The sequence below is a fragment of the Lysobacter sp. Soil_C_15 genome, from assembly GCF_057657315.1.
Map to the genome: position 1 here is coordinate 152940 of NZ_JBDGIR010000002.1, position 24427 is coordinate 177366.

General features: G+C 70.6%; 20 protein-coding genes. 10 read left to right on the plus strand and 10 right to left on the minus strand.

What is annotated here, in order from left to right; all coding sequences use genetic code 11:
• Positions 1-411: 411 nt before the first annotated feature.
• On the minus strand, positions 412-4890 hold the full coding sequence (locus AC3A57_RS04725) for a DEAD/DEAH box helicase (RefSeq protein WP_487577843.1): 4479 nt from the start codon (positions 4888-4890) through the stop codon (positions 412-414).
• Positions 4891-5279: 389 nt separating this feature from the next.
• On the opposite strand from AC3A57_RS04725, the gene AC3A57_RS04730 reads away from it, so the two are divergent.
• The gene (locus tag AC3A57_RS04730; protein ID WP_487577844.1) at positions 5280-7772 is read left to right on the plus strand and encodes a heavy metal translocating P-type ATPase; all 2493 of its coding nucleotides are present in this window, start codon (positions 5280-5282) and stop codon (positions 7770-7772) included.
• The gene (cueR, locus tag AC3A57_RS04735) at positions 7769-8239 is read left to right on the plus strand and encodes a Cu(I)-responsive transcriptional regulator (RefSeq protein WP_487577845.1); all 471 of its coding nucleotides are present in this window, start codon (positions 7769-7771) and stop codon (positions 8237-8239) included. The genes AC3A57_RS04730 and cueR overlap by 4 nt, the downstream gene beginning before the upstream one ends.
• A gap of 359 nt (positions 8240-8598) precedes the next feature.
• Here the strand turns inward: cueR and AC3A57_RS04740 are convergent, their stop codons facing one another.
• The 3 genes from AC3A57_RS04740 to AC3A57_RS04750 all read right to left on the minus strand — a co-directional run bounded on the left by AC3A57_RS04740 (position 8599) and on the right by AC3A57_RS04750 (position 11160).
• Complete coding sequence (locus AC3A57_RS04740; protein WP_487577846.1) at positions 8599-8886, minus strand: hypothetical protein; 288 nt, start codon at positions 8884-8886, stop codon at positions 8599-8601.
• A gap of 9 nt (positions 8887-8895) precedes the next feature.
• Positions 8896-9051 (minus strand): hypothetical protein, encoded by a 156-nt coding sequence (locus AC3A57_RS04745; RefSeq protein WP_487577847.1) that lies wholly within the window; start codon positions 9049-9051, stop codon positions 8896-8898.
• Positions 9052-10329: 1278 nt separating this feature from the next.
• Positions 10330-11160: a TorF family putative porin gene (locus AC3A57_RS04750; protein ID WP_487577848.1), complete on the minus strand. Its 831-nt coding sequence runs from the start codon at positions 11158-11160 to the stop codon at positions 10330-10332.
• A 201-nt stretch (positions 11161-11361) separates the two neighbouring features.
• Here AC3A57_RS04750 and AC3A57_RS04755 point away from each other — a divergent pair, with 201 nt between their 5' ends.
• The 5 genes from AC3A57_RS04755 (at position 11362) to AC3A57_RS04775 (ending at position 16560) form a co-directional block, all read left to right on the plus strand.
• Entirely contained in the window at positions 11362-12504 is a 1143-nt protein-coding gene (locus AC3A57_RS04755; protein ID WP_487577849.1) for a polyamine ABC transporter substrate-binding protein, read from the plus strand.
• Between the two features lie 3 nt (positions 12505-12507).
• Positions 12508-13668 (plus strand): ABC transporter ATP-binding protein, encoded by a 1161-nt coding sequence (locus AC3A57_RS04760; RefSeq protein WP_487577850.1) that lies wholly within the window; start codon positions 12508-12510, stop codon positions 13666-13668.
• 211 nt (positions 13669-13879) lie between these two features.
• Positions 13880-14737 carry an ABC transporter permease subunit gene (locus AC3A57_RS04765; RefSeq protein WP_487578396.1) on the plus strand — a complete coding sequence of 286 codons (858 nt, stop codon included), beginning with the start codon at positions 13880-13882 and terminating at the stop codon, positions 14735-14737.
• On the plus strand, positions 14734-15549 hold the full coding sequence (locus AC3A57_RS04770) for an ABC transporter permease subunit (RefSeq protein ID WP_487577851.1): 816 nt from the start codon (positions 14734-14736) through the stop codon (positions 15547-15549). Before AC3A57_RS04765 ends, AC3A57_RS04770 begins: the two co-directional genes overlap by 4 nt.
• A gap of 123 nt (positions 15550-15672) precedes the next feature.
• Positions 15673-16560: a hypothetical protein gene (locus AC3A57_RS04775; RefSeq protein WP_487577852.1), complete on the plus strand. Its 888-nt coding sequence runs from the start codon at positions 15673-15675 to the stop codon at positions 16558-16560.
• Between the two features lie 543 nt (positions 16561-17103).
• Here the strand turns inward: AC3A57_RS04775 and AC3A57_RS04780 are convergent.
• Together AC3A57_RS04780 and AC3A57_RS04785 are read right to left on the minus strand one after the other, a co-directional pair.
• Positions 17104-17535: a DUF6196 family protein gene (locus AC3A57_RS04780; RefSeq protein ID WP_487577853.1), complete on the minus strand. Its 432-nt coding sequence runs from the start codon at positions 17533-17535 to the stop codon at positions 17104-17106.
• A gap of 129 nt (positions 17536-17664) precedes the next feature.
• Positions 17665-18414: a SapC family protein gene (locus tag AC3A57_RS04785; RefSeq protein WP_487577854.1), complete on the minus strand. Its 750-nt coding sequence runs from the start codon at positions 18412-18414 to the stop codon at positions 17665-17667.
• Positions 18415-18670: 256 nt separating this feature from the next.
• On the opposite strand from AC3A57_RS04785, the gene AC3A57_RS04790 reads away from it, so the two are divergent.
• Entirely contained in the window at positions 18671-18934 is a 264-nt protein-coding gene (locus AC3A57_RS04790; RefSeq protein ID WP_487577855.1) for a hypothetical protein, read from the plus strand.
• 30 nt (positions 18935-18964) lie between these two features.
• On the opposite strand, the gene crcB is transcribed toward AC3A57_RS04790, so the two are convergent.
• Together crcB and AC3A57_RS04800 are read right to left on the minus strand one after the other, a co-directional pair.
• Positions 18965-19351 carry a fluoride efflux transporter CrcB gene (gene crcB / locus AC3A57_RS04795; RefSeq protein ID WP_487577856.1) on the minus strand — a complete coding sequence of 129 codons (387 nt, stop codon included), beginning with the start codon at positions 19349-19351 and terminating at the stop codon, positions 18965-18967.
• A 75-nt stretch (positions 19352-19426) separates the two neighbouring features.
• Positions 19427-20827 carry a replication-associated recombination protein A gene (locus AC3A57_RS04800; RefSeq protein WP_487578397.1) on the minus strand — a complete coding sequence of 467 codons (1401 nt, stop codon included), beginning with the start codon at positions 20825-20827 and terminating at the stop codon, positions 19427-19429.
• Between the two features lie 305 nt (positions 20828-21132).
• Here AC3A57_RS04800 and AC3A57_RS04805 point away from each other — a divergent pair, with 305 nt between their 5' ends.
• The gene (locus AC3A57_RS04805) at positions 21133-21663 is read left to right on the plus strand and encodes a glycoside hydrolase family 108 protein (protein WP_487577857.1); all 531 of its coding nucleotides are present in this window, start codon (positions 21133-21135) and stop codon (positions 21661-21663) included.
• Positions 21664-21773: 110 nt separating this feature from the next.
• On the opposite strand, the gene AC3A57_RS04810 is transcribed toward AC3A57_RS04805, so the two are convergent.
• Complete coding sequence (locus AC3A57_RS04810; RefSeq protein WP_487577858.1) at positions 21774-22766, minus strand: hypothetical protein; 993 nt, start codon at positions 22764-22766, stop codon at positions 21774-21776.
• Between the two features lie 472 nt (positions 22767-23238).
• On the opposite strand from AC3A57_RS04810, the gene AC3A57_RS04815 reads away from it, so the two are divergent.
• Entirely contained in the window at positions 23239-23727 is a 489-nt protein-coding gene (locus AC3A57_RS04815; protein WP_487577859.1) for an N-acetyltransferase family protein, read from the plus strand.
• 39 nt (positions 23728-23766) lie between these two features.
• Here AC3A57_RS04815 and lolA read toward each other — a convergent pair whose 3' ends face one another.
• Positions 23767-24414, minus strand: a complete 648-nt coding sequence (lolA, locus tag AC3A57_RS04820) for an outer membrane lipoprotein periplasmic chaperone LolA (RefSeq protein WP_487577860.1) — start codon at positions 24412-24414, stop codon at positions 23767-23769.
• Between the last annotated feature and the right edge of the window lie 13 nt (positions 24415-24427).

Here is a 24427-nt window from a genome sequence, read left to right on the forward strand (position 1 = left end):
GCGACAGCCGCAGCGACGGACGCGAGCGATGCGGCCGAAGCCCGGCAAGACGGTCGCGTATTGCAGTCGCGTACCGAACGGCTTGGCGTTGCGCGTCTTCGGCTTGAGCGCTCGCGTGCACCGCTGCGGTTGGTCGCGGCTTACGCCGCTCCTACAGGGGGGCGCGTCCGGACGATCTAACCGCCGCGACCGCTGGCGTCAGCCGCGACCGATTTTGTAGGAGCGGCGTGAGCCGCGACAGCCGCAGCGACGGACGCGAGCGATGCGGCCGAAGTCCGGCAAGACGGTCGCGTATTGCAGTCGCGTACCGAGCGGCTTGGCGTTGCGCGTCTTCGGCTTCAGCGCTCGCATGCACCGCTGCGGTTGGTCGCGGCTTGCGCCGCTCCTACAGGGGCGGCGCGGGCGTGGCGGTCACGGCCGGGCTAGATTGCGCAGCGCTTCGTCCAGGCTGGCCGCGGCCGCGGCGGCGGCGCCGCTGGGGCGGCGGGTCAGGCGCTGCTGCACTTCGCGCCGCAGCTCGGCCGGCAGCGGTTCGAACTCCTCGACTTGCCCGGCCAGCAGCGCGGCGATGGCGACGCCGTCGCGGAAGGCGATGCGCGCGCCCGGGATCCGCGCCACCTTGGTGCCGGCCAGGACGCTGCCGGTGAGGTTCAGCGGGTCGGCCGCGGACACGCAGACGATCTCGCCGTCGCGCTCGCGCTGGCGCACTTTGCGCAGGGCCGCGACCGCGTCCGGCAGGGCGAACTGTTCGCCGCTCATGCCGGCGACGAAACGGCCGCCGCGGATCTCGCCGCGCGCTTCCAGGCGCCGATAGACCCGCAACAGGTCCCGCCACGGCGGCAGCCAGCCGGCCTCGCGCTGGATCAGGCGCCAGAACACCACTCCGTAGCGCTCGAGCAGGCGCCAGGCGATGTGCTCGATCGCTTCGCCGCGACGCGCAGCGGCTTGGGCGGGGCCGTCGCCGGCATCGGCGACGGCATCCTCCTGCGGCCGGGTCAGGGACCAGCGCCCGGCATCCTGCAGGTCGGTCAGCATCGCCCGCCGGCGGCGGTGACCGTGGGTGGCCGCGCGCTTGGACGCCGGCACCAGCAGGCCGCGCAGGCCGGCGAAACTGTCGCAGGTGATGCGGCCGCGCACCACCAATTCGCCCAAGGCCTCTTCCAGCTCGGTGCGCAGCAGATGCGCGGCGCGTTCGAGCTCGTCGAAGAACGAGGCCCCGCGCGCCTGCAGCACGTCGAGCACGCGCTGCGCGCGCGAAGACACCGGCGCCGGGTCGGACCCCGCGTCGGCGCTGAGCCGCCAGTCGCCGAGCGCGCGCCGCGGCAGCAGCACGATCGGGGTCTGGCGCACGCTGGGCACCCCTTGCGGCGCGCTGTCGGCGCCGGCGGCCTGCGGACGCAGCCTGGCCCAGGTCACCCGTCCGGCGGCGCACAGCTCGTCCAGCCATTGCGAGTCGTAGTCGGCGACGCGCGCCGGCAGCAGCTCGCTTTCCCACACCGAAGCCGGCGCCTCGAAACCTTCCAGTTGTTCCAGCACCGCGCGCAGCGCCTGCGGCCCGTGCATGCGCTCGGCTCGGGCCAGGTGTTGCCAGTCGAACGCGAAGCGGGCGAAATCGCGCGGTTCGACCGGCTCGATCTCGCGCCGCAGGCGGCCGACCGTGTAGCGGTGGATACGCGCGAGCAAATGCCGTTCGCACCATTCCTCCTCGCCGCCGAGCAGGCTGTCGCGGCCGAACCGGCCGCGCATTACGTAGCCTTCGCTCTCCAGGCGCAGCAGGGCCAGGTCGAGCTCGCCGCGCGGCCGCCGCATCGCCGCGGCCAAGGCGGGCGCGGTGACCGGCCCCAGCGCGGTCAGGCGCGCGCGCAGCAACTCGGTCAACGCGTCCTCGCCGCTCCAGGCCGTGGCCAGGAACTCGGCCGGCACGGTCACCGCGGTCTCGGCCGCCGCCTGCGGGAACAGCGCCTGCGCCTGCGGCAGGGTTTCGGTCGCCACCCAGCCGCCGATCGCGTCGTCGGCGCCGTGCAGGCGCAGGGCGGTGGCGCGGCCGGCGCCGGCCAATGCTTCCAGCCAGCCGTTCCAGTCGTGCGCATCGGCCTCTTCGACGGCGACGAAACCCAGCCCCATCAGCGCCTCGTGCATCTCGTCGGCGTCGCGCACCTCCGGCCAGGCCTCCTCGCGCACCGCCTCGATCGCCTGCGGGTCGAGCCGGCCCAGGTCGCCGGCGCCGTCGGCGTCGGCATAGCGCCGCGCCATCACCGCCTGAGTGCGGCGCTCTTCCAGCGGCGCATCGTCGAGGAAGGCATAGGGGCGCGCATTGATCGCCTCGGCGGCGATCGGCGACGGCGCGGCCACGTCGCGGCCGACCACCCGCACCTCGCCGGCCTCCAGCCGTTGCAGCAGGCGCAGCCAGCCGGCGCTGTCCATCGCCTCGTACAGGCAGTCGTGCAGGGTCTGCGCGACCAGCGGATGGTCGGGCACCTCGCGTTCGCCGGCCAGGTTCTCGGCGCAGGCGACCTGATCGGGGAATACGGTAGCCAGCAGGTCCTCGCTCTTCATCCTTTGCAGCTGCGGCGCGACCTTGCGTCCGCCGACGAAGCGCGGCAGCGCCAGCGCGGTGGTCGCGTTCCAGCGCCAGCGCACCGGGAACAAGGGCGCGTCCAGCAGGGCCTGGGTCAGCACGTCGAGCGCGCTGGCCGAATGCAGGTAGCGCGCGACCTCCTCCAGCGGAAAGCTGTGGCTGGTCGACAGCGACAGCACGATCGCGTCCTCGGTCGCCGCCGCCTGCAGTTCGAAATTGAACTTGCGGCAGAAGCGCTTGCGCAGGGCCAGGCCCCAGGCGCGGTTGATCCGGCTGCCGTAGGGCGAGTGGATCACCAGCTGGGTGCCGCCGGACTCGTCGAAGAAGCGCTCGAACACCAGCACGTCCTGGCTCGGCACCACGCCGAGCGCGGCGCGGGTGCGGCCCAGGTAATCGATCAGCTGGACCGCGCTTTCGCCGTCGCAAGCGTAGCGCTGCTGCAGCGCCTGCGCCGCCGCGGCGGGATCGGGATGCTGTTCGAGCGCGGCATCCACTCCGGCGCGCAGGCGCGACACCGAATGGGACAGCTCGTCGCTGCGCCCGGGCGCCTCGCCGAGCCAGAACGGGATGTTCGGCGGCTGGCCACGGGCGTCCTCGACCCGCACCCGCCCCGGCTCGACGCGCAGGATCTTGTAGCTGGCGTTGCCGAGCTGGAACACGTCGCCGGCCAGGCTTTCGATCGCGAAATCCTCGTTGACCGTGCCGATGCTGTGCGCCTCCGGCTCCAACAGCACCGCGTAGTCGCCGGTGTCGGGAATGGTGCCGCCGGACATCACCGCGGTCATCCGGCTGTCGCGGCGCGCGCGCAAGCGGCCGTGCACGGCGTCGCGGTGCAGATAGGACGAGCGCGGCCCGCGCCGGGTGGTGAAGCCGTCGGCGAGCATGCGCACGATCGCGTCGAACTCGGCCCGGTCCAGCCCGGCGTAGGGCCAGGCGCCGCGCAGGCAGTCGTACAGCGCGTCCTCGCTCCATTCCCGCGCCGCGACCTCGGCGACGATCTGCTGCGCCAGCACGTCCAGCGGCGCGCGCGGAATCTGCAGCGCGTCGAGTTCGCCGCGGCGGACGCTGTCGAGCAAGGCCACGCATTCGACCAGGTCCTCGCGCGACTGCGGGAACAGCCGCCCCTTGGGCACGCCGCCGACGTGGTGGCCGGCGCGGCCGACGCGCTGCAGCAAGGCGGCGATCGAACGCGGCGAACCGAGCTGGCAGACCAGATCGACGTCGCCGATGTCGATGCCCAGCTCCAGCGACGCGGTCGCCACCAGCACCCGCAGTTCGCCGCGCTTGAGCCGTTGTTCCGCGTCCAGGCGCAACTCGCGCGCCAGGCTGCCGTGGTGCGCGGCGACCGCGTCCTTGCCCAAGCGTTCGCCGAGATGGCGCGCGGCCCGTTCGGCCATGCGCCGGGTGTTGACGAACACCAGAGTGGTACGGTGTTCGCGCGCCAACGCGGCGAGGCGGTCGTAGACCTCGTCCCATTGTTCGTGCGACATCACCGCGCTCAGCGGCGAGCCCGGCAGCTCCAGGGCCAGGTCGCGGCGTTTGGCGTAGCCGATGTCGATCACCGCGCAGTCCGGCGCGCCGTCGGCGCCCACGCGTCGCGTGCCGACCAGGAAACGCGCGACTTCGTCGATGGGCTTTTGCGTCGCCGACAGGCCGATCCGCTGCGGCCGCGCTTGGCCCAGCGCGCCCAGCCGCTCCAGGCTGAGGCTGAGGTGGCTGCCGCGCTTGTCGTCGGCGACGGCGTGGATTTCGTCGACGATCACCGTGCGCACCGCGCCGAGCATGGCCCGGCCGGATTCGGAGCCGAGCAGCACGTACAGCGATTCGGGCGTGGTGACCAGGATGTGCGGCGGCTTGCGGCGCATGCTCTGGCGCTCGCCGGCCGGGGTGTCGCCGGTGCGCACCGCGGTGCGGATGCCGGGGTCGCCCAGGCCCATCGCCTGCAGCGCCGCGCCGATCCCGGCCAGCGGCGCTTCCAGGTTGAGGTGGATGTCGTTGGACAGCGCCTTCAGCGGCGAGACATAGACCACCGCGACCTCGTCGCGCAGCCCCTGCTCCAGGCCTTCGCGGACCAGGGCGTCGATCGCGGCCAGGAAGGCGGTCAGGGTCTTGCCCGAGCCGGTCGGCGCCGCGACCAGGGTGTCGCCGCCGGCGCGGATCGCCGGCCAGGCCAGGGCCTGGGCCCCGGTCGGAGCCGGAAAGGCCGCGCGGAACCAGGCCGCGACCGCCGGATGGAAGGCGTCGAGCACGGCGGCGTCGATGGCCGCGGCGGCAGGGGCTGCGCTGTCGGGAATATCGCTGTCGGAAACCATGCGTTCGCCGCGTCGCCGCGGCCCGGTGAGGACGGAGCGGGCCGCCAGGGCGGCCCACGGGAGCAAACTGGCTGGAGCGGACTGCTAGTAGCGGGCGCGTGCGGCGAACTCGCGGGACCGAGCGGCCGGATCCGGTTGCGCGGTCGAACTCCACGCCGGATCGGCTGCAGCGTAGCGCCGCCCTTCCGGCGGAGCGGCGGGTCGGCTGAGGAAGCATCCCCGCCCCGCTCAACATTGGGCCGATTCTGCGCCGCAAAACCGCCGCCGCTGCCTGCCGGCCGGCACCGCTGAACGGTTCAGCGCCGGCCCTGGCGAATCCGGCTTGACCTTCCCATCATGGGAAGCCCAAGACTGCCTCGCAATCCGAACCGTCAGCGAAGGACCCTGCGATGCCATCCGCCGCGAACCCCACCGTCACCGCCACGCCGCCCGGCGCCCACGCCGCCGCCCCCACCGTCCGCCTGCGCTTCGGCGTAGCCGGCATGACCTGCGGCTCGTGCGTGGCGCGGATCGAAAAAGCCTTGCGCGCCATGCCCGGCGTCAGCGAGGCCAGCGTCAACTTGGCCACCGAAACCGCCGAGCTAGCCTCCGCCGGCCCAGTCTCAGCCGTTGAGATCGAACGCGCGGTGGCCGCGGCCGGCTATTCCGTGACCCGCGACGAAACCGAACTGGCGCTGCGCGGCATGACCTGCGGCTCCTGTGTCAGCCGGATCGAGAAAGCCCTGAACGCCGTGCCCGGCGTGCTGTCCGCCGAGGTCAACCTGGCCACCGAGCGGGCGCGGGTGCGGCACTTCGGCGGGCTCGATCCTGCGACGCTGATCGCCGCGGTCGAGCGCGCCGGCTACGCCGCCGCCGTGGCCGATGCCGATGCGGCCGACGGCGACTCCGGCGCCGCGGCGGCGGCGGGCAGCGGCGAGGCCGCGCCGCGCGCGCCGCTGAGCCGCGAGACCCGGCACCTGTGGCTGGCCGCGGCGCTGACCTTGCCGCTGGTGCTGCCGATGGCCGGCCTGCTGTTCGGCCGGCACTGGATGCTGCCGGGCTGGCTGCAGCTGGCCCTGGCCACGCCGGTGCAGTTCTGGCTCGGCGCGCGCTTCTACCGCGCCGGCTGGCACGCCCTGCGCGCCGGCAGCGGCAACATGGACCTGCTGGTCGCGCTCGGCACCAGCGCCGGCTACGGCCTGAGCCTGTACCACCTGTGGCGCGGCCACAGCCAGGCGCTGTACTTCGAGACTTCGGCGGTGATCGTCACCCTGATCCTGCTCGGCAAGTGGCTGGAAGCGCGCGCCAAGCGCCAGACCACCGCGGCGATCCGCGCCCTGCAGGCGCTGCGCCCGGCACGGGCGCGGGTGCTGCGCGACGGGATCGAACGCGAGCTGCCGATCGCCCAGTTGCGGGTCGGCGACCTGGTGGTGACCCTGCCCGGCGAGCGCATCGCCGCCGACGGCCGCATCCGCGAGGGCCGCAGCCATGTCGACGAGTCGCTGATCACCGGCGAATCGTTGCCGGTGCCGCGCCACGAAGGCGACCGCGTCACCGGCGGCGCGATCAACGGCGAAGGCCGGCTGATCGTGGAAACCCTGGCGGTCGGCGCCGAAACCGCGTTGGCGCGGATCATCCGCCTGGTCGAGGACGCGCAGGCCAAGAAGGCGCCGATCCAGCGCCTGGTCGACCGGGTCAGCGCGGTGTTCGTGCCGGTGGTGATCGGCCTGGCCCTGATCACCCTGCTCGCCTGGGGCCTGGGCACGGGCGACTGGAACCGGGCCATCCTCAATGCGGTCGCGGTGCTGGTGATCGCCTGCCCCTGCGCGCTGGGCCTGGCCACGCCGACCGCGATCATGGCCGGCACCGGCGTGGCCGCGCGCGCCGGCCTGCTGATCAAGGACGCCGAGGCCTTGGAGATCGCCCATCGCATCGACACCGTCGCCTTCGACAAGACCGGCACCCTGACCGAAGGCCGGCCGGTGCTGGCGCAATGGATCGCCGTCGACGGCGACCGCGACGCGCTGCTGGCCCAGGCCGCGGCGCTGCAACGCGGCAGCGAACACCCGCTGGCGCGCGCCACCCTGGACCGCGCCGAGGGCCTGCGCCTGGCCGAGGCGAGCGAGTTGCGCGCGGTGCCGGGGCGCGGCCTGCGCGGCCGGATCGGCGAACGCGGGTTGCTGCTCGGCAGCGGCCGCATGCTGGCCGAGGCCGGCATCGCCGGCGATGCGCTGGCGCAGGATGCGCAGCGCCTGGCCGACAGCGGCCACAGCGTGTCCTGGCTGGCCGCCGACGACGCGCACGGCAAGCGCCTGCTCGGCGTTCTCGGCTTTCGCGACACGCCGCGGCCGCAGGCGCGCGCGGCGATCCAACGCTTGCAGGCGCTGGGGCTGCGCACGGTGATGATCTCCGGCGACGCTCCGGGCGCGGCGCAGGCGGTCGCGCGCGAACTGGGCATCGACGAGGTGCGGGCGGAGGTGCTGCCGGAGCAGAAGGCCGAGACGGTGACGCGACTGCGCGGCAACGGCGCGGTGGCGATGGTCGGCGACGGGGTCAACGACGCGCCGGCCCTGGCCGCGGCCGACGTCGGCATCGCCATGGGCAGCGGCACCGACGTGGCCATGCAGGCCGCCGGCATCACCCTGATGCGCGCCGAGCCGGGCTTGGTCGCCGACGCGATCGACATCTCCCGCCGCACCACGCGCAAGATCCGCCAGAATCTGTTCTGGGCGTTCGGCTACAACGTGGTCGGCATCGCCCTGGCCGCATTCGGCTGGCTCGACCCGATCGTCGCCGCGGCGGCGATGGCGTTCTCCAGCGTCAGCGTGTTGGCCAATACCCTGTTGCTGCGCCGCTGGCGCCCGTCGGCCCGCTCGACGCTTACCGATGGAGCCGCCGCATGAGCCGTACCGCGCGCACCGCGCCGCCGCCCGAACTGGCCCAGGCCAAGGCCGAAGGCCTGCACAACATCGGCGAGGCCGCCGCGCTCAGCGGCGTCAGCGCCAAGATGATCCGCCACTACGAGGGCATAGGCCTGATTCCGCCGGCCGGACGCAGCGTCGCCGGCTATCGGCTGTACAGCGACAACGACCTGCACCGGCTGCGCTTCATCAAGCGCTCGCGCACCCTGGGTTTCTCGATGCGCCAGATCGAAACCCTGCTCGGCCTGTGGGACGACCGCGCCCGCGCCAGCGCCGAGGTCAAGCAACTGGCGCAGGCGCATGCGCGCGAACTCGGCGAGAAGATCCGCGAGATGCAGGCGATGCAGCGGACGTTGGAAGCGCTGGCCGAACGCTGCCACGGCGACGACCGGCCGGATTGCCCGATCCTCGACGACTTGGCGGCGGAGTGCTGCGGCCCGCCGAAGTGATGCTTCTTGTAGGAGCGGCGTGAGCCGCGACACCCGCAGCGGTGTACGTGAGCGCGCCGGCCGAAGATCGCGGATACGCGGGCACAGGCAGTGCCGCAACCGACCCAGCGCCCGGGCTTCGGATAGCGCGCGTCGAACACCGCCTGGATGGTCGCGGCTGACGCCGCTCCTACAGTCCAGCGACGCGGCGAAAGAAAAAGGACCGGACGCGGGCTGCGTCCGGTCCTCGCGCATCGCCGACAGGGCCGGTCGGCAACGCGGGTCGCCGCTCATGGCCGGCGACGGGCCCCTCATGCCGCGGCAGCGGCACGGTCGAGCTCAGGCGCGCGGTGGCGACGCCAGCGCGCAGCGCGTCGGACTCAGACGCGCCGCTCCAGCGCCGCCAAGGCCTGGCGCGTCTCCTCGCCATCGCGCCGGCCCATCGCTTCGGCGGCATCGGCCAGCCAGCGGTTGGCCGGCGCCTCGCCTTCGCTGCTCAGGCGCCGGCGGTACTCCGGCACCAGTTGCGCCAACTCCTCGCGCAGCCGCTGGGCGCGTTCGTCGTACTGGCGGATCAACGCGTGCTCGTCGGCATCGTCGATCGCACCGGCCTCGCGCAGGCCGCGCACGCGTTCCAGCCACTGCTCGCGGCGTTGTTCGGAGTCCATGCGCGGCGCTCAGCGGAAGCCGAGGTCGTAGGCCGCGCCGAACACGTTCTTGGCCACTTCGGGCAGGTCCGAATCCTGCGCCGCGTCGTTGGCCAGGCCGAGGTACTGGGTCGCCGCATCGGCGATGAAATCGCCCAGCATGCCGCCGAGCTCGCGACCGATCATGGTCCCGAGCGGTCCTGCGATCGATCCTAGTCCTGCGCCCAACGCTTGACCGATGCCGCTGGCGAAATCACCGAACAAAGACATGGCGAGCTCCTTTCCGTGGGTGACGCCGCCAGTGTCTTCGCGCGGGAATCCCGGTCAATCTGGGAATGACCCTAGGAAAATCATGAACAGGGCCGTCTTTTTGGGGCAGCAGCAGCGCGAGCCGCGACCGCGGACCGTATGCGGCGGCGAAAGCAACGGCAGAGCAAGAGCAAATCCCCCCGTCCTCTTTTTCAAAAGGGGGGAACAGCGAAGGCGAGGCAGGCTGTCGTAGGAGCGGCGTAAGCCGCGACCGTCGCAGCGGTGTTTCGATAGCGAGGCATCCGAAGCCAGCTACGCCTTGGCGGGAGGCCGTCCGGTTGCCGCGCACTTCGGCGGCTACGCTCGCGCGCACCGCTGCGGTGGGTCGCGGCTTACGCCGCTCCTACAGGCGCAGCGACCGGCTCGCCTCAGAACGCAAAACGCAAAGAGCAAAAGCAAATCCCCCTGCCCCTTTTTCAAGGAGGGAACAGCGAAGGCGAGGCAGGCTGTCGTAGGAGCGGCGTAGGCCGCGACCGTCGCAGCGGTGTTTCGATAGCGAGGCATCCGAAGCCAGCTACGCCTTGGCGGGAGGCCGTCCGGTTGCCGCGCACTTCGGCGGCTACGCTCGCGCGCACCGCTGCGGTGGGTCGCGGCTTACGCCGCTCCTACAGGCGCAGCGACCGGCTCGCCTCAGAACGCAAAACGCAAAGAGCAAAAGCAAATCCCCCTGCCCCTTTTTCAAGGAGGGAACAGCGAAGGCGAGGCAGGCTGTCGTAGGAGCGGCGTAAGCCGCGACCGTCGCAGCGGTGTTTCGATAGCGAAGCATCCGAAGCCAGCTACGCCTTGGCGTGAGGCCGTCCGGTTGCCGCGCACTTCGGCGGCTACGCTCGCGCGCACCGCTGCGGTGGGTCGCGGCTTACGCCGCTCCTACAGGCGCAGCGACCGGCTCGCCTCAGAACGCAAACGCAAAGAGCAAGTGCAAATCCCCCCGCCCTCTTTTTCAAAGGGGGGAACAGCGAAGGCGAGGCAGGCTGTCGTAGGAGCGGCGTAAGCCGCGACCGTCGCAGCGGTGTTTCGATAGCGAGGCATCCGAAGCCAGCTACGCCTTGGCGTGAGGCCGTCCGGTTGCCGCGCACTTCGGCGGCTACGCTCGCGCGCACCGCTGCGGTGGGTCGCGGCTTACGCCGCTCCTACAGGCGCAGCGACCGCCTCGCCTCAGAACGACCAGCTCAGCGCCAGCGCGACGCGGCCGTCGGCCAGGCGGGCATCGTCCAGCGCCTCGGACAACTCGGGGCCGTAGCTGGAGGTGTCGGTGTACTGCAGCTGCGCCTGCACCGGGCCGAATTCGCGGGTCAGCGCGATCAGATAATCCTGGTAGCTGTCGCCGGCCGCGTCGTCGAGGTCGTAATGGCCGACCTGCAGCTTGAGGCCGAAGCCGCTCTCGCCCAGCGGCCATTCGCCGCCGGCGTTCCAGTAATAGCCCTTGCCGCCCAGGCCGAAAATGTCCGGCGAATAGGCCAGGCCGACGTGGTAGTGCTCGGCGAAGCTCAGGGTGGTTTCCAACTCGGTGTAGTCGTAGTCGTAACCGCGGCGCGCGCCCGGATAGGCGGCGCGGGTCAGGACCACGTCCAGTTCCAGCCCGGGACGCAGTTCGCCGGCCCAGCCGAGGTAACCGTCGAGTTCGTAGTCGATGCCGTCGTCTTCCTCGCCGGCCGCGGTGAAGTCGATGCTCGACGCCCACAGCCCGGCGTAGAAGCCGCTGCGATGCTCCAGGTTGACCTCGGCCTGCAGCGCCGGGTCCTCCTGGGTCTGGGACACGCCGCGCCAGACGTAGTCGCTGAGCAGGCCGACGCCGCCGTGCACCGCCCACGGCGCCTCGGCCTCGGCCGGCGCGGCTTCTGCAGGCGCCGCCCCGACCGGCGCGGTCGCTGCCGGCTCGACTGCCGTCTGCGCCATCGCCGCCGGCGCGCCGGCCAGCGCAGCCAAGGCCAGCCACCAGGGCGCCAGGCGCGCGGCGGCAGTGCGGGCGGTGGGGAAAGTCGGCATCGGCGGGCTCCGTCGGGCGGTGGGCAGGGTGAGCGGGCTGCGACGATACCGCAAGCTGGCCGGATCGGTGCAGATCCCTGGCAGATGCCGGCCGGATTGGCCGCCGTTCGCCGCCCGGCGCGGCGGGCGCGTTGACACCGCCGGGGCGGGCTCCGAACATCGCGCCCAACGTATCGCCGAACTTCCCTCCTGGAGACTGCCGTGACCCTGCGCCTCGCCCCGCTCGCCTGCGCCCTGCTGCTCGCCGCCTGCGGCGGCAAGCAGCCCGACGCCGCCACCGCGGCCCCGGCCGGCGCCGAGGACAAGGTCCTCAACGTCTACAACTGGTCGGACTACGTCGCCGACGACACGGTCAAGAACTTCGAGACCGCCAAGGGCGTGAAGGTCAATTACGACGTCTACGACGCCAACGAGACCCTGGAGAGCAAGCTCACCGCCGGCGCCTCCGGCTACGACGTGGTGTTCCCCTCGGCGCGGCCGTTCGCCCAGCGCCAGGTCAAGAGCGGCCTGTACGCGGCGCTGGACAAGAGCAAGCTGCCGAACTGGAAGCACCTGGACCCGCAGGTGCTGCAGAACCTGGCCTCGATCGACCCGGGCAACGCCCACCTGGTGCCGTACATGTGGGGCACCACCGGCCTGGGCCTGAACGTCGACAAGATCAAGCTGGCCCTCGGCGAGAACGCGCCGCTGGATTCGTGGTCGCTGCTGTTCGATCCGGCCAACGCCGCCAAGCTGGCCAAGTGCGGCATCACCGTGCTCGACGACGACCAGGAAACCTTCGGCGCGGCGCTGATCTGGCTCGGCCGCGATCCCAACGCCGGCGCCGCCGACGAGATCGAGGCGGTGCGCAAGGTCTACGCCGCGATCCGCCCGCACGTGCGCACCTTCAACAACGCCGAGTACAAGGACGCCTTCGCCAACGGCGACGCCTGCCTGGTGATGGGCTATTCCGGCGACATCGCCCAGGCCAGCACGGTGGCCTTCGACGCCGCCAAGCAGGCCGGCAAGCCGGCGCCGAACCTGCGCTTCGTGATCCCCAAGGAAGGCGCGATCCGCTGGGTCGACGTGATCGCGATTCCCAAGGACAGCAAGCACCCCGGCAACGCCCACGCCTTCATCGATTACCTGCTCGACCCCAAGGTCGCCGCGGCGATCAGCAACCACGTCGCCTACGCCAGCGCCAACCAGGACGCCACCGCCCTGGTCGACCCGGCGATCGCCCAGGACCCGGGCGTCTATCCGCCGGCCGAGGTGCGGGCCAAGCTGGTCGACCCCGCCAGCCTGCCCGAGGACGTGCAGCGCCAGCGCGTACGCGCCTGGACCCGGATCAAGAGCGGGCAGTAAGCGGTGAGCGTCCCGTCCCGCAACGCCGCGCCCGAACCCTGGCGCGACCCGTCCGCACAGCCCTTCGTGCGCATCGAAGGGGTGACCAAGACCTTCGGCAAGGTCTACGCCTGCGACGACATCTCGCTGGACGTCTATCGCGGCGAATTCTTCGCCCTGCTCGGCGGCTCCGGCTCCGGCAAGAGCACCCTGCTGCGGGTGCTGGCCGGCTTCGAGAGCCCGGACCGCGGCCGGGTGCTGATCGACGGCGTCGACGTCACCGCGCTGCCGCCGTACCAGCGCCCGGTCAACATGATGTTCCAAAGCTATGCGCTGTTCCCGCACATGAGCGTGGCGCAGAACATCGGCTTCGGCCTCAAGCAGACCCTGCCCGGCGAAACCCCGCGCAGCGCCGGCGAGATCCGCGACCGGGTCCAGGCCATGCTCGAACTGGTACGCATGCCCCAGCTCGGCCAGCGCAAGCCCGACCAGCTCTCCGGCGGCCAGCGCCAGCGCGTCGCCCTGGCCCGCGCCCTGGCCAAGCAGCCCAAGCTGTTGCTGCTCGACGAGCCGCTGGGCGCGCTGGACAAGCGCCTGCGCGAGCACACCCAGTTCGAACTGGTCAGCATCCAGGAACGGGTCGGCACCACCTTCATCATGGTCACCCACGACCAGGAAGAAGCGATGACGATGTCCTCGCGGATCGCGGTGATGGACGCCGGCCGGATCGTCCAGGTCTCGACCCCGGCGGTGCTGTACGAATACCCCTCGACCCGCTTCGTCGCCGAGTTCATCGGCGGCATCAACCTGCTCGAAGGCCGGGTGCTCGGCCACGATGCGGCCGGCGGCGACCTGCGCATCCACTGCGACGGGGTCGGCGGCGAATTGCTGGCGCGCCATCCCGACCCGCTGCCGGAAGGCACCGCGGTCGGCATCGCGGTGCGTCCGGAGAAGATCGACGTGCACGACACCCGCCCGGCCGGCTTCGACAATGCGGTGGTCGGCAAGGTGCGCGACATCGCCTATCTGGGCGACGTCTCGATCTACCACGTCCAGACCGAGTCCGGCGCGGTGCTGCGGGTGCAGGAGACCCACGTCGCGCGCAGCTCCGAGCCGCATTACGACTGGGACGACACGCTGTGGCTGTCGTGGGACGCGGCCAGCGCGGTGGTGTTGACCTCGTGAGCGCGCTGTTCGCGGATCGCAGGCGCAATGGCGCCGGGGCGGAGCACGGCTCGGCGACGGGGGGTGTACGGTGAGCGGGATGGAGGGAAAGCGCGGCTTGGGGGCTTGGGGTTTCTGGGGGGATGTCGTTGACAATCTCTTCGGTTGGTTCCGCGCCGTAGGCAGCGAGTTCCGCAGCCGCCGCGGCCGCTTGCTGGTGACCGCCGTGCCGATGCTGTGGCTGGCGCTGTTCTTCCTGGTGCCGTTCGCGATCGTGCTCAAGCTGAGCTTCGCCCAGGCCCTGTTCGGCCAGGTGCCGCCGTACACGCCGCTGCTCCAGACCGGCGCCGACGGCGCGGTGTCGCTGCAACTGCACGCATCCAATTACGCCGCGCTGATCGCCGACCCGCTGTACGTCAACGCCTATCTGAAGTCGCTGTTGTTCGCCAGCGTCTCGACCCTGTGCTGCCTGCTGATCGGCTATCCGATCGCCTACGGCATCGCCCGTGCGCCCAAGGTCTGGCGGTTGTTGCTGCTGGTGCTGGTGATCCTGCCGTTCTGGACCAGTTCGCTGCTGCGCACCTACGCCATGATCGGCCTGCTGCGCGCCAACGGCGTGGTCAGCCAGGCGCTGTCCAAGCTGGGCCTGATCGAGCCCGGCACGGCGGTGCTGCACACCGATCTGGCGGTGTATTTGGGCATCACCTACAACTACCTGCCGTTCATGATCCTGCCGCTGGCGGCGACCCTGATCCGGCTCGACTTCACCCTGCTCGAAGCCGCCGCCGACCTCGGCGCCAAGCCCTGGCAGGCCTTCGTCCGGATCACCCTGCCGCTGTCCTTCCCCGGCATGCTCGCCGGCACCTTGCTGGTGTTCATTCCCTCGGTCGGCGAGTTCGTGATTCCCGACGTGCTCGGCGGCCCCGACGCGCTGACCATCGGCCGGGTGTTGTGGACCGAGTTCTTCACCAACCGCGACTGGCCGCTGGCGGCGGCGATCGCGATCGCCATGCTGCTGCTGATCGTGCTGCCGACCCTGCTGTTCGAATACGTCGAGAACCGCCGCGCGGCGCGCGAGGACGGCCGATGAAGCGCACCCCGTTCGCCCTGTACACGATGATGGCGCTGGGCTACGCCTTCCTCTACCTGCCGATCGTCTCGGTGATCGTGTACTCGTTCAGCGGTTCCGACCGCGCCACCACCTGGGGCGGCTTCTCGCTGCGCTGGTACGGCGAGCTGTTGCGCAACGAGCAGATCCTCGACGCGGTCCAGCGCAGCCTGACCATCGCCGCGATCTCGGCCACCGCGGCGGTCGCGCTGGGCACCGCCAGCGGCCTGGCCCTGTCGCGCTTCGGCCGTTTCCCCGGCCGCGGCGCGCTGAGCCTGTTGAACTCGGCGCCGATGGTGATGCCGGACGTGATGCTGGGCCTGTCCTCGCTGCTGCTGTTCGTCGGCCTGCAGCAGTGGTTCGGCTGGCCCGAGCGCGGCATGACCACGATCACCCTGGCCCACATCACCCTCACCGCCTGCTACGTCACCGTGGTGGTGCGCTCGCGCATGACCTCGCTCGACGCCAGCCTGGAGGAAGCGGCGATGGACCTGGGCGCCAAGCCCTGGCGGGTGTTCTTCGTCATCACCTTGCCGCTGATCGCGCCGGCGCTGCTGGCCGGCTGGCTGCTCGCCTTCACCCTGTCGCTGGACGACCTGGTGATCGCCAGCTTCACCTCCGGCCCCGGCTCGACCACCCTGCCGATGCTGGTGTACTCGAAGGTCAAGCTCGGGGTGACCCCGGAGATCAACGCCCTGACCACCATCATCGTCGCCCTGGTCGCGTTCGGCGTCAGCGTCGCCGGCGCGATCATGTACCGGCGCGAGCGGCTGCGCGAGGCGGCGCAGCGCTGAGGACGGCCTTCCAGGCCCTGATCGCAGCGGCCAGCGCAGGAACAACCGCGGGACATTTGTGCTGCGCGAACCACATTGCAATCGCCCGATGCGGTTATCTAGGATCCAGCTACGGAGGATGGCATGCGCAAGGAAACGCTCATCGCAATTGCGGTCGTCGGCGCCGCCATGCTCTGCGGATGGTGGTACTACGGTGGTTGGAACTCACGCTTAGCCATCAGACCCTCTTCCGAGCCCAACGCTGGCTTGTCGAAACCATCCGGTGCCCCCTCGCTTTCCGCACGGCCGTCGCAGCGACCTAATCCATCGCCGCCCGAAAGGCAAACATTCCCGGACGAGGAAAGCATCCCGGTTCCGTCCGGCGACGCTTCCGACGTGATAGCTCGGCTCGCCCCGCTGGCAGAGTCCGGCGACACGCGCGCCGCGCTGTCCATCTACATGAAGCTCGATTCGTGCAAGCCGCAGAACCTGGCCAATCTTCGCGCAGAAGCCGTTCGCAACCAGACCTTGTTGGATTCGGGGGTACCGATTGGATCCCTGGCGGCGCAGCAAGCGCAGAAGCGCCGCGAATGCGCTTCCGCAGGCGAGGCCGTGCGCACCCGTGGCCAGTGGCTGGAGCGGGCTGCGGCCATGGGTGACGCACGAGCACAACTGATCTACTCGATCGACACCGATGCCGTCCTGGGGGATTCGGCCGAGATGTTGAACGACCCCGACGCAGTCAAGCGGTACAGGGCCACCGCCATGAACTATCTCACCCGGCTTTCGGCCCAGGGCAACATCAGCGCGATGATGCAACTCGCCGGGGTGTACAGCGGCGGAGGCATCGGCCCCAAGGATGCAGTCCGCTCGTACGCCTACTACCGCGCGATCGACCTAGCGAGGCCCGGCTTGATTCCGCCGAGCCTGCTTGAGTCCAGGCGCGCGGACGTACCGCAAAGCCGAGCGGCAGCCAGCGAAGCGCTGGCAAAGCAGATCTATACGGAGTGTTGTTCCCGCAAAGGAGAATAGTATGCGAAAGCCGATTATAGGCGTGGCCGGGCTTGCGTTGGCTTCGGGGGTAATTTACGCCGGCGATGTTTACACCAGGCAGCCTGCCGCCTACGGCCCGTTCAGTTGTAACGACTCTTGCACATTGCGCGCACCGGATCCGGACCCCGGCACATTGGCCTACATCAGGTCGATGGACGACTATTATCTAAACAATCTCCCCAATTACGCAAAAATACCCGGGGATACTTTTCAGGTTTGCAATCCTTCTTATTGCGCCGTCTACACCAGAAGCGCCAGCCTGGATCTGTTCGGCGGTTCTCCAGCTACGCCGAACGCAACTCCTGGCGGGGGTGGAAGCAGCGGCAGCGACGGCGGCAGTTGGGGCACGGACCCATACGCGAACTGTAGGTCGACGACGATGACAGCGTGTACTCGAGTCGGCGGGGAAATGGCCTGCGAGACGATACCGATTCTTGATTGTGGCTGAGTGCCGCGGTATTGCAGTCGAGGACCGCTGACGTGGTCGTGGCTGCGCATCGAATCATTGGCGAAGGCGTTGTCTCACTCTGCCGTTAACGACGCCAGTTCGCGCGCGACCTCGTCGGCCAACGCCGCCGGCACGCCCCAGTAGTCGTAGATCCCGCCGTCGTCGCGGTGGTACCCGCAGACCACGAACACACCGGTGCCGAAGCGCTGCTTGAGGCGCGAGGCCAGCCAGCCGACGAAACCGCTGTTGTCGGCGCCGGCCGGGAAGTGGAAGCGGAACAGCGCGAACAACTCCCGGCCCGGATCGTCGCAGGGCACCAGCTGGCTCCAGACCGCATCGTCGCGGACCAGGGCCAGGGCGTCGGCGCGGACCGCGGCCGGAAAATCCGCCAAGCCGAATTCGAGATAGGCGTAGCTGCCTGGATAGACGGCCAGCCGGGCGCGCCGGGTCACCTCGAGCAGGCGGCGCTCGGTCGCCTGCGGACTCTCGTGCGAGATATCGACCATCGGGTTTTCCTTATCGAGCGACGCCGGCGCGGGGACGGCGTCGCAGCGGCGGAGGCAAGCGCTCGCCCAGGAACGCCGGCCGCCGCGCAGCGCAACGGCCGACCCGAACGCCCGAGCCGGCCAGCGACCTCAGTTGGGCGCGCCCTGCGGCACGTCGGTCTGCTCGGCCGCTTCCTGCGCCAGCGCCGACAGGCGCTCCAGGTTGCGCATCGACACCAGGTGGGTGTGGATCAGGCGCATCGCGCCGGTGCGCACCAGTTCGGCCAGGGTAGCGTCGTCGAGCTTGTGCAGGCGCTCTTCGGATATCACGTGGACGCCGTTGATCTCGTGCGGGGCCTCGCCTTCGCGACCGAAGCGCACCACCTGCTGCTCGAGCAGGTCCAGCGCCTTGAGCCGCTCGGTGAAGGCGGCGGTGCGTTTGAGTTCGTGGTGGAACTCGGTCAGGAAGCCCAGCGCCCGGGTCAGGTTGGGCGTGTCTTCGCCGGCATCGTCGAACAGCGCTTCGCCCTCCTCTTCCGACAGGCCGTCGTAGGCCATGTCGACGCACACGGTGAGGTTGCCGGTTTCGCGGTCCTCGGCCAGCACGAACGGGTACTGGCGCAGGAACGCCGGCACGTAGCCGCGGCGCCAGTGCGACTCGGCGTCGACGTACAGGTTCTGCTGCGGCTTCAGCCCGACCATGATCGCCGGCAGGTAGTCGCCGTTGTCGAGCCGGGCGAACACGATCGCGTACTCCGAGGCGGCGGGCAGGAATTCGATCGCCGCCAGCGGCACCGAATTGAGCGAAGCGGCGAAGCGGGCGTTGTGCAACTGCGCATTGATGCGCAGGTGCCGATGGGTATTGCGGTTCAGCGGAACGACGCGGTCGTAGATCAGCATGGAAATCCGGAGTCCAGTGAAATGCCCGCCGGCGCGGCGGGTGCGGCGAAGATGCGCCATCGGGCCGACATTGACAACGGCGCCGGCCGGGCGGCCATACGCCCGCCCCGCCGCGATGCCAATTTTCGCCTGCATGCGTGCCAGTCAAAGCTGTCATCACATCGCCTCCCATATCGTGATCGCCGGCACACAAGACGGACGTGCCGGGAAGAGGGGAAAGGCTTTGTTCAAAGTGTCGTTGCGAGAACACGCTCTGTTGAGCGTCCTGGTCGGGCTGCAGCGCGGCGTGCAACCGGAAACCAGCCATATGAAACACGCCCTGATCGAGGACGGACTGGCGCTGAGCCAGGACGGCCGGCTGGCCCTGTCCAGCGCCGGCACCACCCTGCTGCAGGCCCTGCAGCACATGGTCTGGGCCGAGGTCGAGTCGTTGCAGCAGGTGCTGGCCAACAAGTCCTCGGCGCCCAGCGACGAGGTCCTGCGGATGTCGCGGCGGCCGATCGTGCCGCCGCCGGAGTAGTAACCGGCCCGGCGCGTCCGGCGAGCGGATTCAGCCCAGCCGCGCCCAGGCCCGCACGCTGGCCAAGCCGGCGGCGGTCATCGCCAGCGAGCCGAGCAGGTGCAGCGCCGCCGTGCCCAGGGCCCAGCCGAACTGCTGGCGCTCGAGCAGGTGCACGACCTCGCCGGAAAAGGTCGAGAAGGTGGTCAGGCCGCCGAGCAGGCCGGTGATCGCGAACAGCCGCCATTCCGGCGCCAGCGCCGGGTGCTGGACGAACCAGGCCAAGGCCAGGCCGATGCCGTAGCCGCCGATCAGATTGGCCGCCAGGGTGCCCAGCGGCAGCTGCGCGTGCAGCGGATTGAGCCACAGGCTCAGGCCCCAGCGCGCCCAGGCGCCGAGCGCCGCGCCCAGGCCGATGGCAATGAAGGAACTCCACATGGATCGCCGTCTCCCGGTCGGCCTCGCCGGCATCTGCGCGGCCTGGCCGCAGCTGCAAGACGCGCAGGATAGCCCCTAACCGGCCCCGTCCGCGCCGCCCTCGCCCGGGCCCGCCTCGCCCGAGCCTGCCTCGCCCGAGCCTGCCTCGCCCGAGCCTGCCTCGCCCGAGCCTGCCTCGCCCGAGCCTGCCTCGCCGAACTCCGCCGGCGCCTCGCCGCGCGCCTGCGCGCGCAGGCGGCGCAGGCGCTCGAGTTTCTCGCCCAGCTTGATCTCCAACCCGCGCGCCACCGGCCGGTAATAGACCTGTTCGCCCATCGCCTCCGGGAAGCCGGTCTGGTCCAGGGCGATGCCGCCCTCGGCGTCGTGGTCGTACTGGTAGCCCTGCGCATAGCCCAGTTGCTTCATCAGCTTGGTCGGCGCGTTGCGCAGGTGCAGCGGCACGTCCTGGGTGCCGTGCTCGGCGACATCGCGCCGGGCCTGGTTGTAGGCCGCGTAGCCGGCATTGGATTTGGCGGTGCTGGCCAGGTAGATCACCACCTGGGCCAGGGCCAGGTCGCCTTCCGGGCTGCCCAGGCGGTCGTAGGTGTCCCAGGCGTCGACCGCCATCTGCAGCGCGCGCGGGTCGGCCAGGCCGATGTCTTCGACCGCCATCCGGGTCAGGCGCCGGGCCAGGTAATGCGGGTCGCAGCCGCCGTCGATCATGCGCGCGAACCAGTACAGGGCGGCGTCGGGGTTGGAGCTACGCACCGATTTGTGCAGCGCCGAGATTTGGTCGTAGAACTGCTCGCCGCCCTTGTCGAAGCGGCGGGTGCGGTCGGCCAGCACCTGGGCCAGGGTCGCGGCGGTGATCGCGCCGCCCTCGTCCTGGGCCAGCTCGGCGGCGATCTCGAGCAGGGTCAGGGCGCGGCGCACGTCGCCGTCGGCGGCGGTGGCGATCTGCAGCAGCAATTCGTCCTCGACCCGGACCGGCTGCGCGCCGAGGCCGCGTTCGGGGTCGTCCAGGGCCCGGCGCAGGGCCGCGCGCACGTCCTCCGGCGACACCGCCTCCATCACGTGCACCCGGCAGCGCGACAGCAACGCCGAGTTGAGTTCGAACGAAGGATTTTCGGTGGTCGCGCCGACGAAGATGATCGTGCCGCGCTCGATGTGCGGCAGGAACGCATCCTGCTGGGTCTTGTTGAAGCGGTGCACCTCGTCGACGAACAGCACCGTGCGCCGGCCTTCGGCGAAACGGTGCGCGGCCTCGGCCAGCACCTGGCGCACTTCGGGCAGGCCCGACAGCACCGCCGAGATGGCGCGGAACTCGGCGTCGGCGTAACGCGCCAACAGCAGGGCCAGGGTGGTCTTGCCGCAGCCCGGCGGGCCCCACAGGATCATCGAATGGACCCGCCCGGACTCGACCGCGCGGCGCAACGCCGAGCCCGGCGCCAGCAGGCGGCGCTGGCCGACCATCTCGTCCAGGCTGCGCGGGCGCATGCGCTCGGCCAGCGGACGCAGGCCGTCGCGATCGACGCTGAGCAGGTCGCGTTGGTCCTCGGAGGAAGCGGGGTTGCGGCGGGCCACGGGCCAGGACGGATCCGGTGTCGTATCGGCCGACACGATAGCAAGTTAGCGCCGCCGCCGGATCGGCATCGCGCGCAAGACGTTGATCCGGCTCGATTTCGCAAATCCCGACCCGCACCGCGGCCGCCCTCGCCCAGGCCCGCGGCGCGGACGCGGTCACAAGCCCATGGCTCCTGCGTTGTCACCGGTATCCGCCCGCGGCGCAACCGGCAGCCTCCATGGCCTACTTCCAGACCTACCTCCCGCAGCTGCTGCGTTTCGAAGGCGGCTATGTCGACAACCCCTACGACCCGGGCGGCGCCACCAACATGGGCATCACCCTGAGCACGTTCGAGGCGCATTCCCAGACCCTGCTCGGCGTCGCCCCGACCCTGAACGACCTGCGCGCGCTCACTCAGGCGCAGGCCGGCACGCTCTACAAGACCCTGTACTGGGATCCGCTGCACGGCGACGCGATCGCGCTGCAGTACCTGGCCGACATCGTGTTCGACTTCTACGTCAACGCCGGCTTCCACGCGATCGTCCTGCTGCAGCAGTTGCTCGGCCCGCCGCTGTGCGCCGACGGCCGCTTCGGTCCGCAGACCCTGGCGGCCCTGCTCAAGGCCGACCAACCCGAGCTCTATGCGCGCTATCGCGCGGGCCGGATCGCCTACTACTGCCAACTGGCCCAGTCCCATCCGGTGTTGCAGCGCTTCCTGGCCGGTTGGCTGGCGCGGGCGCACTGGTTCCCGGCGCAGGCGCCGGGTTGAGCCTCGGCACGCTCGGCCCACGCGCGGCGTCGAACGACGGGCGATGCGGGCCGAAGCCCGCATCGCCGCGCCCGTTCCGCCGCGCACTCCGGCTTAGCCGAACCGCGCGATCACCACTGCCCCCACGACGAGGCCGGAACATGCCGCTCGACGTAGGCGATCACCGCCGCGACGCTGGTCAGGTGCCCCACCGCGACCAGCCGGCGCGCGGTATGCCACTGGGTGTCGACGATCTGGGTCCCGAAGTCGTCGTCGCCCAGCGTCGTCATCAACCCCAGTTCGTACGGCGCGCCCTGGCGGCGACTGGCGGTGAGCAGCGTCGGTTCGTGCGAATAGAACGCCATGCAGGTGCCCTGGCTGGGCTGCTCGACCATGTCGGGGCGATCGCACAGCGCGATGGCATGGCCGCTGCGATGGTGGTTGACGTTCCAGGGCCATTGCTTGAGATCGTGGCTGGAATCGACGTTCAAGCGCTGGAAATGCGCGCCATCGACGCTGTAGTAGGCGTAACGCAGGAAATCGGCGTCGACGTAAGCGACCGGCAGTTCGGACAACGCCTTGAACAGATGGTCCGCACCCGGGTGATCCTTGCGGATCGACATGTCCACGATCATCGCTTCGCGCGGCATGGCGATGCCGTCGCCGAGGGTGACGCCGAAGGCCATGTCGTAGGGCGCTGGATTCGGCTTGCCGCCACTGCAGGTGCCGGACAGGCCCGGCTCGTCGTAGAGCAACGGGTCGATGCCGAGCAGGATGCCGCGGCTGGCCGGCGTGCCGAGCTGGGCGCCGTTCCAGTCCGGGATCACGCCGGTCAGCAGCGAGGGGCGGCCGGTGCAATCGCCGCCCTGGGTCGGGTTGTACTCGTTGCCCCGGTGGCTGCGGGTGGTCATCTGGAAGCCGGCGCCGACGTTGTCGTTCGGCACCGCCTGGCGGCCGGCGATCCACAAGCTGGTGATCATCGGCGAGTGGCCGATGAGCGGCGGGACTTTTTCGTTGAGCCGGACGCGGATGACGCCGTTGTCCTTCTCGTAGAACTGAGCGGCGGCGACGGCCGGCAGCGACAAGACGATCGACAGCGATAGACGTTCGATGAGGCGCTTCATGCGGTGGCGCTCCTGGCTGGGCGCTGGCGTGGGGAGCGCGCGCATGCGGCCAGCGTCGCGCCTGCGCCGGCTTCGCCGCGGCGAAGCGCGGCGATCATGTCACGCCGCCCAGGCCGGCCCGCATCGCGCGGGCGAGCGCGGCCGCGCTGCGCCGCCCGCAGTGCGCCGAAGGTCCGCAAACCGGGCGACGCACGACCCGCTGCGTTGCGACGCCGCCCGCAAACCCCGTCCCGCGGCGCAGCGCGAACCGATCTTGGTCACGCTTCGCGACATCGGCGCGCCGCGGTCCTCGGCGACGCCGGCGCCCGCCTGCGCTTGCGGCGGGACCGGGCTTCGATGCGCGGGCTGCGACGCGCGGGCTGCGCTGCGCGGATTGCCGGTCCACGGCGCGGCGCCGACAATGCGCACTGTCCGTCGCCCGCGCCTCTCGGCGCGATCCTCTCTACCCGATCCTCTCGCCAGCTCCTCGCCGATGTCCGCCGCACCGATCTCCACTGCGCCGCAGATCCGCCCCGCCCGCGCCGACGACCGCGCCGCGGTACTGGCCCTGCTGGCGGAAACCTTCGCCGACACCTGGCGCCCGCAACTCACCGCCGAAGCGATCGCCGACTACCGGCGCGAGCGCGTGGCCGAACGCTATGTCGACGCGCAACTGCCGCAACTGCTGGTCGCCGAACTCGACGGCGCCGTGGTCGGCTTCGCCGGCCGCAGCGGCGCTTTCGTCGATTCGCTGCACGTCAGCGCGCAGGCCCGCCGCCGCGGCGTGGCGCGGGCGCTGATGCGGGCCCTGGAAACGGCGATGCGCGGCGAAGGCCTGACCGAGGCGAGCCTGGAGACCGACACCTTCAACCGCGCCAGCCAGGCCCTGTACCTGGCCCTGGGCTACCGCGAGAGCGCGCGCTATCCGGACACGGAATGGAACAGCGGGCTGACCACGATCCGCTACGAGAAAGCGCTATAAGGCGCGCGCCACGGCGGTCGTGGCGCGCACGGCGAAGGCTCAGCCTTCGCCGATCACGTCCACGCCCTTGGCCGGCGCGTACTTGAAGGTGCCGGCCGGGAAGCTGGGGTTGCGCTTCCAGCCGCTGAAGCTGATCTCGGTCTTCTGCCCCAGCGCGTCGACGATTTCCATCTTCGCCAGGCTGCCGCCGCCGAAGCCGAGCTTGGCGCTGCGGAAGCTGGCTTCCTGCTGCTTGGGCTGCAACGACAGCCAGTTCAGGCCGTCGGCTTGGCCGGCCTCCTTGACCACGAACATGGCATCGAGCTTGCTCGGGTCGATCAGCGCGGCCAGCGGGCTGTTCTGCTCTTCGACGCCTTGCGGACGCACCGTGGCCTGCTGCAAGTCCGGTTCGTACACCCAGACCTTCTTGCCGTCGGCGACGATCAGCTGCGGATAGGGCTTGGCGTACTCCCAGCGGAACAGCCGCGGCGCCGACAGCGCGACCTGGCCGGTCGAGCTTTCCTTGAGCTTGCCGTTGGGGTCGTAGACCTTCTGCGCGAACTGCCCGTCCAGGCCCTTGAGCCCGCGGGTGAAGACGCCCAGGTCCTCGCGCCCGCCGGCCACCGCCGCGCCGGCGAACATCGCGGTGGACAGCAGCAGCGTGGACAACGTGGCTGCGACGGCGTTGCGGCGAAGGAAGGCAGGCACGGGCGTACTCCTG

Coding starts and splice junctions, on each gene's coding strand:
- AC3A57_RS04725 (WP_487577843.1), bottom strand. CDS start 4,890: ATGGTTTCCGACAGCGATATTCCCGACAGCGCAGCCCCTGCCGCCGCG.
- AC3A57_RS04730 (WP_487577844.1), top strand. CDS start 5,280: ATGCCATCCGCCGCGAACCCCACCGTCACCGCCACGCCGCCCGGCGCC.
- cueR (WP_487577845.1), top strand. CDS start 7,769: ATGAGCCGTACCGCGCGCACCGCGCCGCCGCCCGAACTGGCCCAGGCC.
- AC3A57_RS04740 (WP_487577846.1), bottom strand. CDS start 8,886: ATGGACTCCGAACAACGCCGCGAGCAGTGGCTGGAACGCGTGCGCGGC.
- AC3A57_RS04745 (WP_487577847.1), bottom strand. CDS start 9,051: ATGATCGGTCGCGAGCTCGGCGGCATGCTGGGCGATTTCATCGCCGAT.
- AC3A57_RS04750 (WP_487577848.1), bottom strand. CDS start 11,160: ATGCCGACTTTCCCCACCGCCCGCACTGCCGCCGCGCGCCTGGCGCCC.
- AC3A57_RS04765 (WP_487578396.1), top strand. CDS start 13,880: ATGCTGTGGCTGGCGCTGTTCTTCCTGGTGCCGTTCGCGATCGTGCTC.
- AC3A57_RS04770 (WP_487577851.1), top strand. CDS start 14,734: ATGAAGCGCACCCCGTTCGCCCTGTACACGATGATGGCGCTGGGCTAC.
- AC3A57_RS04775 (WP_487577852.1), top strand. CDS start 15,673: ATGCGCAAGGAAACGCTCATCGCAATTGCGGTCGTCGGCGCCGCCATG.
- AC3A57_RS04780 (WP_487577853.1), bottom strand. CDS start 17,535: ATGGTCGATATCTCGCACGAGAGTCCGCAGGCGACCGAGCGCCGCCTG.
- AC3A57_RS04785 (WP_487577854.1), bottom strand. CDS start 18,414: ATGCTGATCTACGACCGCGTCGTTCCGCTGAACCGCAATACCCATCGG.
- crcB (WP_487577856.1), bottom strand. CDS start 19,351: ATGTGGAGTTCCTTCATTGCCATCGGCCTGGGCGCGGCGCTCGGCGCC.
- AC3A57_RS04800 (WP_487578397.1), bottom strand. CDS start 20,827: ATGCGCCCGCGCAGCCTGGACGAGATGGTCGGCCAGCGCCGCCTGCTG.
- AC3A57_RS04805 (WP_487577857.1), top strand. CDS start 21,133: ATGGCCTACTTCCAGACCTACCTCCCGCAGCTGCTGCGTTTCGAAGGC.
- AC3A57_RS04810 (WP_487577858.1), bottom strand. CDS start 22,766: ATGAAGCGCCTCATCGAACGTCTATCGCTGTCGATCGTCTTGTCGCTG.
- AC3A57_RS04815 (WP_487577859.1), top strand. CDS start 23,239: ATGTCCGCCGCACCGATCTCCACTGCGCCGCAGATCCGCCCCGCCCGC.